The organism is Cytobacillus oceanisediminis, assembly GCF_004366035.1.
Taxonomy (GTDB): domain Bacteria; phylum Bacillota; class Bacilli; order Bacillales; family Cytobacillaceae; genus Cytobacillus; species Cytobacillus oceanisediminis_C.
This window is the reverse complement of sequence record NZ_SOEE01000007.1, coordinates 76,156-92,189: the sequence shown is the minus strand read 5'-3', so window position 1 is coordinate 92,189 and position 16,034 is coordinate 76,156. Positions and strand designations below refer to the sequence as shown.

At 39.8% G+C, this 16,034-nt stretch carries 15 protein-coding genes; 4 read left to right on the top strand and 11 right to left on the bottom strand.

What is annotated here, in order from left to right:
- Window positions 1–364: 364 nt before the first annotated feature.
- From DFO72_RS18035 to DFO72_RS17995, 9 genes are all read right to left on the bottom strand, one after another.
- A complete protein-coding gene (locus DFO72_RS18035) occupies window positions 365–2,377 on the bottom strand; it encodes an ABC transporter ATP-binding protein (RefSeq protein WP_113883474.1) in 2,013 nt (670 codons plus the stop codon).
- Entirely contained in the window at window positions 2,374–4,131 is a 1,758-nt protein-coding gene (locus tag DFO72_RS18030) for an ABC transporter ATP-binding protein (RefSeq protein WP_113883475.1), read from the bottom strand. Before DFO72_RS18030 ends, DFO72_RS18035 begins: the two co-directional genes overlap by 4 nt.
- Before the next feature lie 628 nt (window positions 4,132–4,759).
- On the bottom strand, window positions 4,760–5,548 hold the full coding sequence (locus DFO72_RS18025) for an alpha/beta fold hydrolase (protein ID WP_113883476.1): 789 nt from the start codon (window positions 5,546–5,548) through the stop codon (window positions 4,760–4,762).
- A 381-nt stretch (window positions 5,549–5,929) separates the two neighbouring features.
- Window positions 5,930–6,247: a YbjQ family protein gene (locus tag DFO72_RS18020; protein ID WP_019381404.1), complete on the bottom strand. Its 318-nt coding sequence runs from the start codon at window positions 6,245–6,247 to the stop codon at window positions 5,930–5,932.
- Window positions 6,228–6,431: a hypothetical protein gene (locus DFO72_RS18015; RefSeq protein ID WP_113883477.1), complete on the bottom strand. Its 204-nt coding sequence runs from the start codon at window positions 6,429–6,431 to the stop codon at window positions 6,228–6,230. The genes DFO72_RS18020 and DFO72_RS18015 overlap by 20 nt, the downstream gene beginning before the upstream one ends.
- A gap of 15 nt (window positions 6,432–6,446) precedes the next feature.
- Window positions 6,447–6,647: a sigma-Y antisigma factor component gene (locus DFO72_RS18010; RefSeq protein ID WP_113883478.1), complete on the bottom strand. Its 201-nt coding sequence runs from the start codon at window positions 6,645–6,647 to the stop codon at window positions 6,447–6,449.
- Window positions 6,644–6,994: a YxlC family protein gene (locus DFO72_RS18005; protein WP_113883479.1), complete on the bottom strand. Its 351-nt coding sequence runs from the start codon at window positions 6,992–6,994 to the stop codon at window positions 6,644–6,646. The genes DFO72_RS18010 and DFO72_RS18005 overlap by 4 nt, the downstream gene beginning before the upstream one ends.
- Window positions 6,948–7,511, bottom strand: a complete 564-nt coding sequence (gene sigY / locus DFO72_RS18000; protein ID WP_113883480.1) for an RNA polymerase sigma factor SigY — start codon at window positions 7,509–7,511, stop codon at window positions 6,948–6,950. The genes DFO72_RS18005 and sigY overlap by 47 nt, the downstream gene beginning before the upstream one ends.
- 152 nt (window positions 7,512–7,663) lie before the next feature.
- Window positions 7,664–8,950, bottom strand: coding sequence for an MFS transporter (locus DFO72_RS17995; protein WP_113883481.1), 1,287 nt, complete (start codon window positions 8,948–8,950; stop codon window positions 7,664–7,666).
- 262 nt (window positions 8,951–9,212) lie between these two features.
- Between DFO72_RS17995 and DFO72_RS17990 the strand changes: the two genes are divergently transcribed.
- Complete coding sequence (locus DFO72_RS17990) at window positions 9,213–9,536, top strand: HPr family phosphocarrier protein (RefSeq protein WP_113883482.1); 324 nt, start codon at window positions 9,213–9,215, stop codon at window positions 9,534–9,536.
- Between the two features lie 543 nt (window positions 9,537–10,079).
- On the opposite strand, the gene DFO72_RS17985 is transcribed toward DFO72_RS17990, so the two are convergent.
- Window positions 10,080–12,155, bottom strand: coding sequence for a transglycosylase domain-containing protein (locus tag DFO72_RS17985; RefSeq protein WP_113883483.1), 2,076 nt, complete (start codon window positions 12,153–12,155; stop codon window positions 10,080–10,082).
- Between the two features lie 513 nt (window positions 12,156–12,668).
- Here DFO72_RS17985 and DFO72_RS17980 point away from each other — a divergent pair.
- Window positions 12,669–13,205, top strand: a complete 537-nt coding sequence (locus DFO72_RS17980; protein WP_113883484.1) for a universal stress protein — start codon at window positions 12,669–12,671, stop codon at window positions 13,203–13,205.
- 50 nt (window positions 13,206–13,255) lie between these two features.
- Here the strand turns inward: DFO72_RS17980 and DFO72_RS17975 are convergent, their stop codons facing one another.
- On the bottom strand, window positions 13,256–13,723 hold the full coding sequence (locus DFO72_RS17975) for a helix-turn-helix transcriptional regulator (RefSeq protein ID WP_009331481.1): 468 nt from the start codon (window positions 13,721–13,723) through the stop codon (window positions 13,256–13,258).
- A gap of 270 nt (window positions 13,724–13,993) precedes the next feature.
- On the opposite strand from DFO72_RS17975, the gene DFO72_RS17970 reads away from it, so the two are divergent.
- Both DFO72_RS17970 and DFO72_RS17965 read left to right on the top strand, forming a co-directional pair.
- Complete coding sequence (locus DFO72_RS17970; protein ID WP_113883485.1) at window positions 13,994–15,133, top strand: histidine kinase N-terminal domain-containing protein; 1,140 nt, start codon at window positions 13,994–13,996, stop codon at window positions 15,131–15,133.
- Window positions 15,134–15,264: 131 nt separating this feature from the next.
- Complete coding sequence (locus tag DFO72_RS17965) at window positions 15,265–15,807, top strand: GNAT family N-acetyltransferase (RefSeq protein ID WP_113883486.1); 543 nt, start codon at window positions 15,265–15,267, stop codon at window positions 15,805–15,807.
- Window positions 15,808–16,034 lie beyond the last annotated feature (227 nt).

The following is a 16,034-nucleotide window of genomic DNA, read 5'->3' as shown; positions in this document are numbered from 1 at the left end:
GCCGGCGGTAAAGCCGGCAGCTATGCTTTCACAATAGTATATCCTATGAAGTATCCAAGTACCATAATGCTTGCTATCACCAAAGTAATAGAAAATTCCTCCATATGAATCTCCCCCAGATATGTTTAAGATAATATCAAAGTACCATGAATTGACTGATCAGAAATTCTTTGCGCAGTACTATTTTGTGTCCGAAAAGTGAAATTTTATTGAACAAAATGTTTGTGTAAATTATTGGGGATGCGATTCGCGGATAAAACAAAAGATTTCAAGGATGAATTTAATTTTCCGCGGATATGCTCATCATATCAATGTAAAGAAACCTAAAAACCTAAAGAAGAAAGCGCCTTCCGGCGCTTCCCTGCTATCCTGCAAGTGTTGATCCTTGCTGGAGCTGATACATTTGGTAATATTTACCCTTTTTCTCCATTAATTCAACATGGTTGCCTTTTTCAACTATTCTGCCTCTATCCAGAACGAGGATTTGATCAGCATTTCGGATCGTCGACAGACGATGGGCGATAATAAAAGTGGTTCTCCCTCTTTTCAGCACATCCATGGCTTCCTGGATAATCAATTCTGTCTCAGTATCGATGCTTGATGTTGCTTCATCGAGTATCAGGATAGCCGGGTCAAAGGCAAGGGCACGCGCAAAGGAAATGAGCTGCCTCTGCCCGCTGGAGAGCGTGCTTCCTTTCTCAATAACCGGCTCATCGAAACCTTTTTCAAGATGCTGAAAAATCTTATCTGCACCGACATCCTTCAGAGCTTTCTCCACTTTGTCACGCGTTATTTCGGGATCATCAAGACTGACATTGGAAGCAATGGTCCCTGTAAACAAAAAAGGATCCTGCAGGACGATGCCCATATGTTTGCGGAGCTCCTGCCTTGGAATTTGTTTTATATCACTTCCGTCGATCATAATTTTTCCTTCCTGGCAATCATAAAAACGGAAGAGAAGATTCATGATTGAACTTTTCCCTGATCCGGTATGGCCTACCAGCGCAACTGTCTCTCCGTGCTTTGCTTCAAAATTTAGATCCTTCAGCACATATTCCTTCTCTTTATAGCCAAAGTGCACATGTTCGAATGTCACATCCCCTTTATAGCGGGATATTTTATTATCACTAATATCAATGCCCTTTTCATCAAGCAATTTGAAGACTCTTTCACCGGCAACAAGTGCCTGCTCCAGATTGGCCAATTGATTAACAATACCCTGCACCGGCTGAAACAGGCGGTTAATGTAGTCTACAAATGCATAAAGCATTCCGAGTGAAATGACAGATGATACATTTAGCGATTCTCCCCCGAAATACCAAATAAATGCAACAAAGACCACGTTTCTCAGCACTGCCACCAAATTATGTGAGGTCAGTGAATTCAGGCTCAAAAGTTTATTCTGGAAGGTAAAATGCTCTATATTCAGCTTTTCAAAATCCTTTTGTGTATCTTTTTCGCGGCCAAACGCCTGGATGATATTCATTCCCTGAATCGATTCGTTCACCATGCCATTAATATCACTCACCCTGGAACGGATTACATGATTGTATTTCGATGCAAACTTACGGTACACAATTGCCCATACATATAAAATCGGGAGCAGGATTAAACAGAATGCAGCAAGCTTGGCATCTAAAATAAATAAAGCGATATAAATACCTGAGATATATATGGCACTTGTAAAAAAGGTTGCCAGTACTGTCACATAAAGCTCACGTATGGCTTCTGTATCATTAGTTATACGGGCAACTACCTTGCCTGCCGGCAGATTGTCAAAGTAACTGATCGGCAGTCTTTGAATCTGCCCAAAGACATCCTCTCTCATTTGCTGAATGATCCTATTTGCCGACTTTTGCAGAAAAAACCGCTGGCCGTACTGAAAAAATGAAGCGATGACCAGCAATCCAAAGTAAAAGGCCAAAAGCTGAACAATCTTAGGAATCTCAGGTGAATAAAAAAGCATCAATTCTTCACCAGTCAAAGCCTTCCCTTCATATGTTTCGGTTTGGCCGCTTTTTTCAATAAGCAATTTGCCATCTTTATAGGTTCGCTCTCCATCAAAAGCAATGTCACCGCTCATAAAGACGAATTGGCTTCCTGCCTGCAAGATTCGGGCCTGATCTATTTTCTGCTCACCCTGATCAAGGTTTTTCTCTCTTTTATAAAAATGACCATCATATTCTACAGCACCTTCTCCGCCCTCTGTCTGATACCAGACTGATTCTATGCCAAGGATATGGTCATCGATCATTTTCTTCGCTATGAAAGGCCCCGCCAGGTCTGCCGCTACAGCTATCGTAAGCATAAGCAATGCAGCAATAATCGTTTTTTTATAATGAAGTGCGTACCGGATTAAACGCTTCCCAGTGGTCATGAAAGCACCTCCTCTTCCTCAGAGACTTGAGTTTGCTGCCTCAAAAATTGTTCCTTGTACCATCCATCCGCAGTCATTAAGTTCTCATGAGTGCCTTCTTCTGCAATTCCTCCTTCATCAAGGACGATAATATGATCAGCGTGCTGGACGGCTGACATCCTGTGGGTTGTAATTATTGTAGTTTTACCCTTGCGCTCAGTCCGGATATTATCAATGATCTTTTTCTCCGTTTTGGCATCAACGGCTGAAAGTGAGTCATCAAGGATCAGAATTTCCGGATCCTTCACTAGTGCACGTGCAATGGAAATCCGCTGTTTTTGTCCTCCTGATAAGGCCACTCCCTTTTCACCGACCATTGTTTCAAGCCCTTCAGGCAACAGTTCAAGGTCTTTGCGGAATGCTGCCAAATCAATTGCTTTTTGAATGTCTGCTACAGTCGCTTCCTCTTTTCCAAAAAGGATGTTTTCCCGGACAGTTCTGGAGAAAAGAACATGATCCTGTGGAACGTAACCGATCCATCCCCTCGTTCTTTCAAGCTCCTGCTCTTCAATTGGAACATCTGCAATTGCAAGCATCCCGGTGCCTGATGGGTATTCTCTTAATAGCTGCTTTATGAAAGTGGTCTTCCCGCTTCCTGTTTTCCCTACAACCCCCAGCGTTTCCCCTCGCTTGATATGCAGCTTAATCCCTTTGAGATTAGCCATTTTTGAGGAAGGATATTGGAAATGAACATCACTAAAGGTAACACTGGCAGGGGTTTCAACGATAGACGGAGTTTCAGGATTCTTTATATCCTGCTTAGCGGACAATGTTTCCTGTACCCGATCAAGGGAGGCATTTCCCCTTTGCATAACATTAATTAATTCTCCGATAGCGAACATCGGCCAAATCAGCATACCCAAATACACATTAAATGACACGAGCTGGCCCAGGGTGATGGTTTGATGGAAAACAAGATAAGCACCGTAACCAAGTCCTATAAGATAGCTTAAGCCCACAATCACTTTTATGGTTGGCTCAAATAGAGAATCAATTTTGGCCACTTCAATATTTTTGTTGTATACATCTTCAGTAAGTTCATGGAAACGCTGCTGATCCGCTCTTTCCTGCACATAAGCCCGCACTACCCTGACTCCCGAAACGGATTCAAGAACTCTGTCATTGAGTTCTCCGAAGGCATCCTGTGCACTCATAAACCGTGTATGAATTTTCTTTCCGTAAATCTTTATCAGATAAGCCATGATAGGCAGAGGCAATATTGCTGCAAAGGTTAGTTTCCAGCTAACCAAAAATCCCATTGTAAATAATATCGTCAGCATAAATACGCTGGAATCCACCAGTGTCAATACTCCAAATCCGGCTGTAACCGATATAGCTTTCAAATCATTTGTAGCCCTGGCCATTAAATCACCAGTCCGGTTTTTCTCAAAAAATGTTGGGGTCATTTTCAATAGGTGTCCCATAAACTGTGAACGCAGTTTTCTTTCTACCAAAAATGCCCCTCCGAAGAGCTGATACATCCAAATATACGTAATTCCATAGGAAACAATTGTGATAATAGCCAATAAACCAAGGTACTCTATTATTTTAGCACTGCTCATTTCACCCAGATGAATATCATCAATTGCCATTCCTACAAGCCTTGGAGGCATTACATCAAGGATTCCGACAATGATTAGCAGAGTAATGGCAATTGTGTACCTTTTCCAGTTTTCTTTAAAAAACCAGCTTAATTTTCCCAGTATCGAAAACAACGTTCTCTCCCCTTTCCCGCATGAAGCTCAAGTATTAATCACGAGCTTTCATACATAAACAGCCGCAAATCCATAACTAGCCTCCATCCAGATCCTCCGGCAAAATTGTCTTTCTTTTCATTCTGAAAGCATTCATAAAATTACCCTCCTTTTTGTATTGCTGCCGAAACAGCCGCTTATAAAAGCTTAAATATATGGAAACAGGCTGAACCTGCAATTCCTTTTGCTACTTTTGTATTATCGGACAAAAAAAGACATACCGCGGCATGCGATATGTCTTAAATAGACAAAAGAGCCCACGTCACAAAATGTAACCTGTGCTCCTTCAAAATGTACAGGCAGATCCTGTTTACATTTTTATATGCTTTAAAGAAGAGGTTACAAATTTTCTTTTTTCTGTTGTTTTTTGTTGATGATGAATTAAGATCATTTTGTAACCCTCCTTTTCATTTTTTTCCATATTGGTAAGATTATCACCGCTCTCACCAAAAGTCAATCCGCCTTTTTCCTATTCTTAAAAATTTTCTGTCATCTGCTCGTTTAAAAAATTTAAAACCTCGAGAACTGTCTAGCGCAAGCAGCCTCCCCCCTCGAGGTGTCGGGGGTGGACAAGACGCTTCCGCTATTCTTATGATGCCAATCTTCTTTTCTGCCTCCTGATGAAATCGATGGTTATCTGGTTAAAGGCATCAGGCTTATCAATATTGCATACATGTCCTGCACCTGTAATGACTTTGACTGTAGCTGTTTTCGCTTTCTGGGCAATGATCTTTACAGACTTAATAAACAAATGGTCTTCCTGCCCCATAATGAAAAGGGTAGGAATGTGGGATATGCTTGACTGGATTTTTCCAAGGTACGGATTGACTGACTTTGTTAAGGACAGCCAGTTGATGAATTCCTTTTGGCACATTTTTGCTGCCTGTCTTACGAAGGCATGTCTTGATTCAAGATGATTTCTTTTTGGCATGATAATCCAGGCGAAAAGCTGATAAAGAAGCATATACGGCAGCATATACTTAGTTAAATTGGCAATGGCTATTAAAAATCTTGTACGCCAGTTCAATTCTGTTATGGCTCCGCCCAAAATCATGGAAGCCACTCTTTCCGGATGATCCTGCGCAATTGTCTGGATCACTATTGTTCCCAGCGAGATACCTACAAAATGGGACTCGGTGATCTGAAGATGATCAAGCACCTCAACTATTTCCAGAGATACTTCCGAAAAATGATCTCCTTCTTCCCAGGTGCCTCTTCCAGATTGACCATGTCCCCGCAAATCTACCAGCAGAACATTGAAATGCTTTTTGTACTCTCTCATTTGTTTGTACCAAATTGCAGAACTGCCCCCTGCACCATGAACAAAGGTAACCCATGGCAATGATTCATCTTTTACATACGTACGGTAATATAGCATATAAACTCCAATCCACATTCAAGTGTCATTTTCATAGTGTTGTTTTTAAAGCTATTTTCTTATAGATTGTATTTTGCCTATAAATTCAGCCCATTCATCTCCACTGCGGGCACTTGCTTTCCGAGGAAAGGAACAGAGCTCCTCGGTATATTAAACTAAGTTAAAAAAACTAAAAAAGCCTTATTTAAAAGAAGTTTCACTCTATTGTAAAGGATTTCAATGTAAATTGCTTTTAAAATCACAAAAAATTCACTAGTTTCCTTTCAAGTATTTTCTGCCAAATATTCACCTGCAAATCTTTCCCTATTTATCACAAAAAGAAACCAGTCATATCTATCAAAATAAAAAAACCAGCTAAAGTGTCAGCTGGTTTTTCTCCTGTTATTCTTCAATTATAGCTGCGGTTCCGTATGCAATGATCTCTGCAGCATTCTGCATAACAGCTGATGTCTGCAGACGCATTCCAATGATTGCATTGGCCCCTTTTGCTTTTGCATCTTCAACCATTCTGCCTATGGCCTTCTGTCTTGCTTCATCCATCATTTCAGTATATTCGCCAATTTCTCCGCCTACAATTGTTTTCAATCCTGCTAGAATATCTTTTCCTATATGTTTTGTCTGTACTGTACTCCCTCTTACAAAACCTTTAATTTCTTTAATCTCTTTCCCAGGTACCGCATCAGTAGTCACGATAATCATTTTGCTCTTCCTCCTCTTTTTCTTTTTTTCTTTCAGCTATCAGTACAATAAATATCGCAAAAATCATTAAAGTATATAAGATATAAAACATAATCGCTGCCTTAATATTGATGAACAGCATGGCTATTCCAAGCAGCTGGCCTCCTGTGGCTGTAAGCAGCAGCATCTGTTTTAACTTTTTCATCCTTCCATCCCTCAATTAGTCTTTTTTCTGCCAAATCTTTCTGACGAAAATCAAGTAAAACAGCGTCGGCATTGGCGCCTGAATTAAACCGATAATTCCCCATAGCCAATAATTGTGGCCATTCTTTCTTGCATCCAGGAATAGGAAGGTACTCTGTGCAATTAAGATGATCCCCACAGCAATCAGCAAAGGGAGGGAAATTTCTTCGCTGCTCATGTGCCATTCACCTGCTTAACAAAGCTGACTGTACTATAAGCCATAATAAAAACAGTAACAATTCCCTGCAGAATAAAAAATACAGCTGGAACCTGATACAGCATGAATAATAAAGAAGTTACAATGAGGAGAGCCGCTACAGTAAAAATAGCTAAGTCCCTGATCAAATTCCTTTTCATCGACTGTTTTTGCTCCGCAACTAAGTTTTCAAAAAATTGCAGATCAGGTGTATAAACCGGGACATTTTCTTCCAGCGATTCCAATCCGTCTTCTATCTTCTTTACAGCAGACAGATAATTTTCATCTTGATGATCGTGTTCGAGCTGCAGCACTTTCCTGTTCGCCATGAAGCTTCAACTCCTCCCTTACAGACATGATTCCATTGTGCACTCTTGATTTGACAGTGCCTGAAGATATCTTCATCATTTCTCCTATTTCCTCATATGAGTAGCCATAATAATGTTTAAGAACGATAGGTATCCTTATCTCGTCTTTTAATTTCCCCAATGCAGATAAGGCATCATTCCATTCTTCATTTCGGCTTTCAAGATGCCATTTCATGCGTCGGGATACTTCTTCCTCTGCTTTCCATTTACTCTCTCTTTTCAACTTTCGCTTCTGATCAATATACAAATTGGTCGCAATGGAAATCAGCCAGGAAGAAAATTTCGATTTGCCATTGAAGAGGCCAATTTTTTCAACACATTTGGCCATTGTTTCCTGGGCAAGCTCTTCAGCTTCATCAGGATTCATGGTGATTTTGATTAAGTATTTAACCAGAAAGGAATAGTTATTTTTAAAAAGCATGGCAAAAGCGAGCTGATCTCCTCGTTTGGCGTTTATTATAAGGTCTTTCTCCTCCATCAGCTTCTGTTCCTCTCTTCCCTATCATCCCATTGTTACCTATTTATTTCACTCATAAGACGCTCAAGAGATGAAAACGTTCATATTTTATTTAAAAAGTTTTTTCACAAATAAAAAGCCCCTAAAATAGGGACTTTTAGTCTTTTATTACATTATACTGCACCAGTCTGTTCCGAAGAATGTGCTTCACTTCTTTTTTCTGACTTTTTCGTCAAACCTGGAAGCATAAGGCTGTAAAAAACACCAACAAGCGCTAAACAGCCCCCTACCATCCAATAAAGCATTTCCACTTTGAGAAGTCCAGGAAAGCTGACAGCAATAAATCCGAGTGTTAAGGATTGGGAAAGCATCATCAGCGGGCTTATCCATCCCTGTACCCTTCCCATCATCTTCGGATCAACAATGCTTGGCATCCAGCCGCCAATGGCAATGTTCACTAAAGGAAGGCCAAATGCTGCAGCAAATAATAGAGAAAGGAAAATGAACGTGCTTTCTGCAAAAGAGGCAGCAATGATGAAACTCCCGGATAACAATAATCCCGCAATGATCAGCTGATAAAGTTTGAATTTTTGAGCAAGCAAAGAGGCGGCAACGCTCCCAATCAGAACGCCAATCCCAAAGGTTATTCCAAGCAGGACTGAATATTCCTCATAGGCGTGCGGATCCAGCTTATATTTCAGCATAAAAATTGGCATTATGGAAAACCCGCCGTTTACCACTCCGAAAACGAAGAAACCAACAAGCAGAGCAGATAACAACCTGTGCTTTAGAATATATTTCATTCCAAGATTAAAGTCCTTGAAGACAAGCGCGATATTCAAGTCTTTAAGTTTATGGCCGCCATTCGGCAGGCGGACTTCTTCGGGGATACGGCAGGATCTTATTAATAATGCACTGATGATAAAGGTAAGAGCATCAGTCATAATTGCGCCGTATACTCCCATTGTCCAGTATACAAAAATACCAAGGCCATTTCCGAACAGCATGAAAAGACTCATCACAACCTGGTTTAAGCCCGCAGCAGTGGTATAATCTTCGTTTTTCAATATTCCTTGAATCATTGCATGCTCAGCGGGAAAGAAGAATTTCTGGATTGCACTCCTCAGGAACAATACTGCAAATATGAGCGGCATCCAGCCGATGATAACAGTCAGCAAAAGTACAATTGATAATAATGAGCTGATCCAGTCACAATAATAAGCAATTTTCTGGCGATCCATCCTATCCGCAAACACTCCAACTAAAAAAAACACCGCCAGAGTCGGAACAGAGAACATCAATTCAGTTAATGTAGCATAAAAAGGCTGTTCCGAGAAACGGTCAAGCAAATAAAACATGAATGCAGTTAAACCAATCGTGCTGCCCATCTGAGAAGTAAAGTTAGCGAAGAATAATTTCACATAATTTGCATTTTGAAAGATTCTTTTGAATTTTTCCATCCCTTTTACCTCATTTTCACGGTTTATATCACCAGTTTAAATAATGGCAAACAATTGATTAAGCGGCTTTTGATGGTTTTTATCTCCTTCCGGAGACTGATAGTGCCTTAACCCTGGTTATCATTAACGACTTAAAAAAGGTAATTATTCACACTTTGATTCAGGGTGGTTTACGGTACAGATTACATGGGTAAATCCCTAGTACAACCACATCATTAATCGATTAATATATAAAATACTTTTTGAAAAGGAGATTATTAAAATGAAAGAAATTATTTCTACCAATGTTTTAGTTCAAAATAGGTTCACAATGAAGAAAATGCTTGAAATTTATCAAGGAGCAAAACAATTTGAAGGCACTACATACCTCTACAGCAAACACAAAGCTGTGGATGCCTCAAACCTGTCTAAATTAGTGTCTTTCCTATTAACAGTGAAGCCGCAAACGACCCTAAAAATCATTGTAGAAGGAAATGAAGTTCAGAAGCACCTGGAAGAAATCAAAGAAATGTGCAGCAACCATGTTTCAGTGCTTCGTATGTCTGAAAAACGCTTAATTAATTCGGCTGAAACATTTCAGCTATAATGACCATTTTATTGCAAAGTGATTGGAGTGAAGATAAATGATACGTACAATTTTTATGGTAGTTGGAGCGATTGTGGTAATTGGCGCGATAATCAGCTGGTTATTCTAAATAATTTCTATTAAAAAAGGCCATCCGGCCTTTTTTTATTTATAAGCTATGTTAAATGGCTGATAAAAACCAGATTCTTCAACCATTTAAACAGCCGGAATCCAGCTCCCAGCAGCAGCTTTTTACGTTTATATTTAATGGACCCTCACTGGTAATTTCTTTCCGCCACATCCCAGGTTCCGTCTTTTCCCACCAATGTGAAATGCCGAAAATCATATACGTCAGAATTCTGATGCCAATCCTACAATTGAAAGGTTATGGTATTTTTGCCTGCAAAAATTGGATGTTCAGGTGTCACCATTCAGCTTCACTTATTGTCCTTCCGATAGATTTTTCGCTAATTGCCGGAAGGTGTCAATTATTCTGCCATGATGCAGAACCCCCTAAAAAAAGAGTACAGTTTTTCACTGTACTCATTAAATGTATATTGTTAATCATTCTTCTTTACCTTTATCTTTTTCTTTCTTTTTATCTTTTTCTTTCCCTTTACTCCATTTCTCTTTCCATTTTTCCTTTTCTTTTTCAATTTTTTCTTTTACCTTCTCTGTTTCTTTTCTTATGTTTTCCTCCCATGCTTTTCTTTGCTGCTCCCTTTCCCTCTGTTCCATCAGGCCAGCAATTTGAGGGACATGAAATGATTCTGCTTCCTGGTTTTTCAGGGCTTCTGCCATGATTTCCCGGAATATCGGAGCCGTGCCTTCACTGCTAGAGGTTGTAAGATAGTTTTTTGCATCTGTCATATCGTGGCCAACCCACACAGCACCTACCAGCTGTGGTGTATAGCCGACAAACCATTGGTCTTTAACGCCATCTATGCCTTCAATGGTCATTTGTGTACTTCCAGTTTTCCCCGCAACTTCTCTGCCGGGTATTTGGGCAGCCTTCCCTGTACCATGCTGAACTACCCCAAGAAGCATGGTTGTCACTTTATCTGCAACATCCTTTGAAATGACTCTCTTGTTTTCACCTTTCCATTCAGCAACTGTCTCTCCATCTTTATCAACTATTTTTGTAATGGAATGGGCTTCCGGCCTTTCACCGCCATTTGCAAACACAGCATATGCCTGTGCCATGGTTAGCGGTGAAACTCCTTCATTTGTACCCCCAAGGGCGAGTGCCAGATTTTGATTGATGGCAGCTTCAGGTATGCCAAACCGCTTTGCGGCATCCACCCCTTTTTCCACACCGATCTCATCCAAAAGCCATACAGCAGGAACATTCAAAGAATCCTTGACCGCTTCATACATCGGCACATTTCCCCGGAACTGGCCATTATAGTTATTCGGCTCATAATCTTCGCCAAATGTCATTCTCTCATCTTTAAGTTCATCAGTAATTCCCCAACCCGCTTCCAGTGCAGCTGCGTATGGTACAATCGGCTTCATTGTCGAGCCAGGCTGGCCTACTTTATGGACAGCGCGGTTATGTCCCAGAAGGGTGTGTTCACCTCTTCCCCCTGCAAGAGCACGGATTCCGCCATTGTGGGGATCCAGAAGTATGGCTCCGCTTTGCACTGGCTGTTCCCCCGTACCTTTAGGGAATAATTGATCATTTTTGTAGGTTTCTTCTACACTGCCCTGCATATCCTGATCAAGCTCTGTGTATATTTGATAACCGTTGCTAAGAAGATCATCAAGGGAAATATTATACTTATTAATAGCTTCTTCAAGAACCACATCTACATAGTAAGGGTACTTCCCTTTAAGGGGATCTCCCCCGCCGTCTTCAAAAACAAGCTTTTCATTCTTAGCTTTTTCCCATTCCTTTTCTGAAATAAAGCTGTGTTCCTTCATGCGATCAAGCACGAGATTTCTTCTTTCAATTGCTATTTCTTCATTTTGGTAAGGATTTATCGCAGAAGGGGCTTTAACCAGCCCTGCAAGCAGTGCTGCTTCGCTAATTGAGAGATCCTCAACATCCTTTGCATAGTATTTCATTGCTGCACGCTTTATCCCCCAGGCGCCTTCTCCAAAATAAACCTGGTTTAAATACATCTGAAGAATTTCATCTTTGCTGTATTCCTTTTCTATCTCAAGCGCAAGGAAGAATTCTTCCAGCTTCCTTTTATATGTTTTCTCTGAAGACAATAAGGCGTTTTTAGTCAGCTGCTGAGTAAGCGTACTGCCACCCTCAACAATTCCGCCAGCCTTCAGGTTTGTAAAAAAGGCTCTGCCTATACCTTTTAAATCGATTCCTCCATGTTCATAAAAACGATGGTCTTCAATGGCAATAACCGCATTCTTCATATGATCAGGAATTTGATCGATTGAAATGCCTTCATTTTTGTTTGCAGAAATCTTGCTGGCTACTTCCTCATCAGCGTCATAAATGACTGTAGATTGTGCAAGCCCTGCTTCAAGTGCACTTATATCCGCATCCTTGTATGAAAAATATACGAAGCTTAAGAAAGCCAAGACTAATGTAGATGCAAGCAATATGGCTACCTGTGTCAGGTGCAGCTTTTTCCAAGTTGACTGAAACTTTTTAATAACAGAAGTTCTCTTTCTCATATTTCCTCCAATATCTCTTGCTGAATATCATTTTGCCAGTTTAACGTCACCTTCAGGCTATAACGATATCAGCATACCTGCAAAGAATATGTTTTCATATAGTATTTTGTTCCCAGCTAAAAACTATAATTCTTCCAGACATATACATATACCCAAAAAATCAAATTTTTTATCATCTTTTGTACATTTTCTTTTTAGTCTGTAAGACCTGGTATTTATAATCCAGTTTAAAAGCCGGCAAATCTCCCAAACCCGGCATCAATGAAAAAAAGCAATCGTAGGCCGAATGCTTTTTGATAAAATGGAATTTTTGCAGACGCTTGGAACTGGACTGCTTCATAGCATTCCATATGAGTTTGCCTCATTTTTATTAATAGTCTACGAAGCAATATCGTTTTTTATGGGGGTATGCACAAATTTTTCAGGAGCCATTTGATTTCTCAATGATTGGCTTCTTGCAATAAAGGGTATATGTCCAATAAGTTTCCTTACCTTAAGAAGGGGTGAACTAGTATGTTCTTTAAAAAAATTGTAGTAGGTTATGATGATACAGATGGAAGCAGACAGGCTTTATATATGGCGATCGAATTGGTTAAGCAGCACCCTGAAGCCCAGCTTCTGATTACACAAGTCTTTGAGGAGACAATTGAAAATGTTCCCATAAGCAATGAGAAGGCAATAGAGCCTGTAAGGACAAATGGGTATCTGCTGGAAGGAATTCAAATACCGCCCCTGCCGGTATATCATGATGAATCCTCTGCCACGACTCACGCAAAAGTGAAACATAGTGTTGACAATACTTTTTTTAATGCAAGGGAAATACTTGAGCCATATAACATTAATGTAAAGTTCGATGTTATAGAAGGAAGTCCCGCTGACAGCATATCTGAATATGCTGCTGTCGAAAATGCCGATTTAATTATAGTGGGCAGCTCAGGCAAAGGCGGAATTAAAAAGATGTTCCTTGGGAGCACCAGCACAAAAATTGCCAAAAATGCTCCTTGCCCTGTGCTTATAGCTAAAGATAAGGAAAATCCGCAAATCCCTTAAAACAGGAAAGCAGCCCGGCGGCTGCTTTTTATATTAATAGAATAAACCTATTATTGAAGACCTTTATTTTCTGCAGCCAGCTCCTCAAACCGTTCCTTAGAAGATGCTTCATCGAAACTGCTGTAAATTCTAAAATGGTCCTGATCAATAATCCTGTAATGCTGGCTGATGATATTCTGCTGAAGGATCAAACCGTTGCTTCTCTTCAATTCCCGCCACCAGAGCTTTCCGCCAAGAGTCTTTTCTTTCCTATAATCGATTCCCTCTCTAGCAATTGTCTCCAGAACTTCAAGGGGTTCGTTTCCAAACAGAAACCTGACTGTTTCCGTTTCCCTGAATAAGGCACAAACAGCCACCACAGTCGACCATCCTGCTTCTGCCCGCCCTTTCTCAATTTGAACCAGGGTCTTCTTTGAAACACCAATAATTTCCGCCATCTTATCCTGTGTATATCCTGCCTCTGTACGGATAAGACGGATCTTATCTGAAACTTTCAGTATAATTTCATCTCTAGTCAATGCAGCTTCATTCCCTTTTTGTTGTTGGTGTAAATTTACACCTGTTTCTATATTATAAAAGAAATAGTGACAATTTTACAAATAAAAAACTGCCTTGTTCTTTAAATATATCAATTCTCCTAAAAAAACGAGTGTGCTTTTTGTCACAAGTACAGCCATAATCCATAGGGTAAAATTACTGTTATTTTCCATTAAATTAACAGAGGATTTTGCTGTAATCTATCGAAATCTATGGGATAACTGTTTTAATGTGAAAAAGTGGAGGGTAAAATGACGATTGAAACAAATAAGGCTATATTGGAACTTCTGCTAACGGAGAAAGAAAACCTTTTAAGTGAATGGAATGAAAAAATCCTTATTAATAAGGATGATCCTTTTAAAGATAAAATCAAAGATAATGGCACCGCCATGTTCCAATTGATTATTCAATTTCTGATAAAAGACGGCGATGAACTTGAAGAATATATTCAGAAGCTGGCCTACTCTGTCGCTGAGCAGCGAGTGAAAGCAGAAATTAATATCGGAGACTTTGTTTATAATGTCAACTTGGGAAGAACAATCTTTCTCGATATATTGAATCGTTCCGAAATACATTTTCATGAACTTCAGAGCCTGTACGAAAAAATCGGTTATTGCTTCGATAAATTCTTATATCACGCTGTATCCAGATATACGGATGCCAAAGATCAGATTATTAAGGAAAAGACACAATTTATCGATTCCACCCATAAAGATAGATTGACTCTGCTGGGCCAGATGACTTCCAGCTTTATTCATGAATTCAGAAATCCGCTTACATCTGTACAGGGGTTTATCCAGCTGTTAAAATCCGAAAATCCTACCATGAAATATTTGGATATCATTTCAAATGAACTGGAGCAGCTGAATTTTAGAATTTCACAATTTTTGCTCCTCTCTAAAAAGGAACTGATCGGAAAAGAGAAAATCACTTTCTCTCTAAATGAATTAATAGATGAAGTCCTGATATTTCTATATCCCAGTATCCTGGATGGAAAGGTTAAGATTCTTCAGGATATGAACAAAGATATATATTTGAATGGCTATGCTGATGAAATCCGTCAAGTATTCATTAATATTATTTTCAATGCCATTGATGTGCTTACTCAGTACCGCAGCGACCCAGTCATTCATATTAAAAGCAAATGGACTCCAGAAGGACACATAAAACTAGATATTGCCAACAATGGGCCGAGAATTCCAGAGCATCTCGTCAGTTCCATTTTCGAACCATTTGTTACAACAAAAACACTTGGAACAGGGCTTGGTTTATTTGTATGCAGAGAGATAATTGAAAAACATCAAGGGACTCTTACCTGTGATACAGAGTCGGATTGGACCGTTTTCAGCATAATCCTGCCAACTGAAAAACAGGCAAAAGTCAAAGGCTGACTCCCAATTGAGGAGCAGCTTTTTCTTATTCCTGGCTTAATAGCTTACATAATTTTGAACCAAAATATATATTTTTATTCAATTTCAGATTATTATTAATATATTTACAGATTATTGGAGGAGATGGTCCCATGTTTTCCTTAAAAGCAGATGAAGATATAGAATTGCAATTATTCCAGCTGCATCATTCAGAAGAGCTTTTCAACCTGGTGGACAGCAACCGCAGTCATTTAAGAGAATGGCTCCCATGGGTAGATAATATGGCTTCACCTGTACAGTATCACTCTATTATTCCAATATGGCTGAAACAGTTTGCCGATAACAACGGCTTTAATGCAGGAATCCGTTATCAGGGAAAGCTTTCAGGCTCTATTGGTTTTCACCAGATCGACTGGAATAACAGACAAACCAGCATTGGATATTACCTTGCAAAAGATTTTGAGGGAAGCGGAATTATGACACGAAGTGTGCAAGCCATGATTAATCATGCTTTCTTTGATTTAAGACTGAACAGAATCGAAATACGCTGCGGGATCAGAAATGGAAAAAGCCGTGCGATACCGGAGAGGCTCGGCTTTCGTCAAGAAGGAATCATCCGGGATGGAGAGTACCTTTATAATCGATATCACGACCTTGCCGTATATGGACTTCTGGCAAGAGAATGGAGTTATTAAATAAAACCGGATGACGCCTGGAGCTAGACAGTTATCTAACTTCAGAACTTATATCTTTATCTTTCGAAAAAGCCTGCCATCAGGCTTTTTTATTATTTACCGGTTACCTTCCTCCTAATTAAGGGTAATTTCTTATTAAGGAAATCCTTTATTCCTGGTTTATCTGTAAAATTCATGAATAAGGGAAAAGTACTTATAATAAAGGAGGTGCCGGCCCCTTACATATC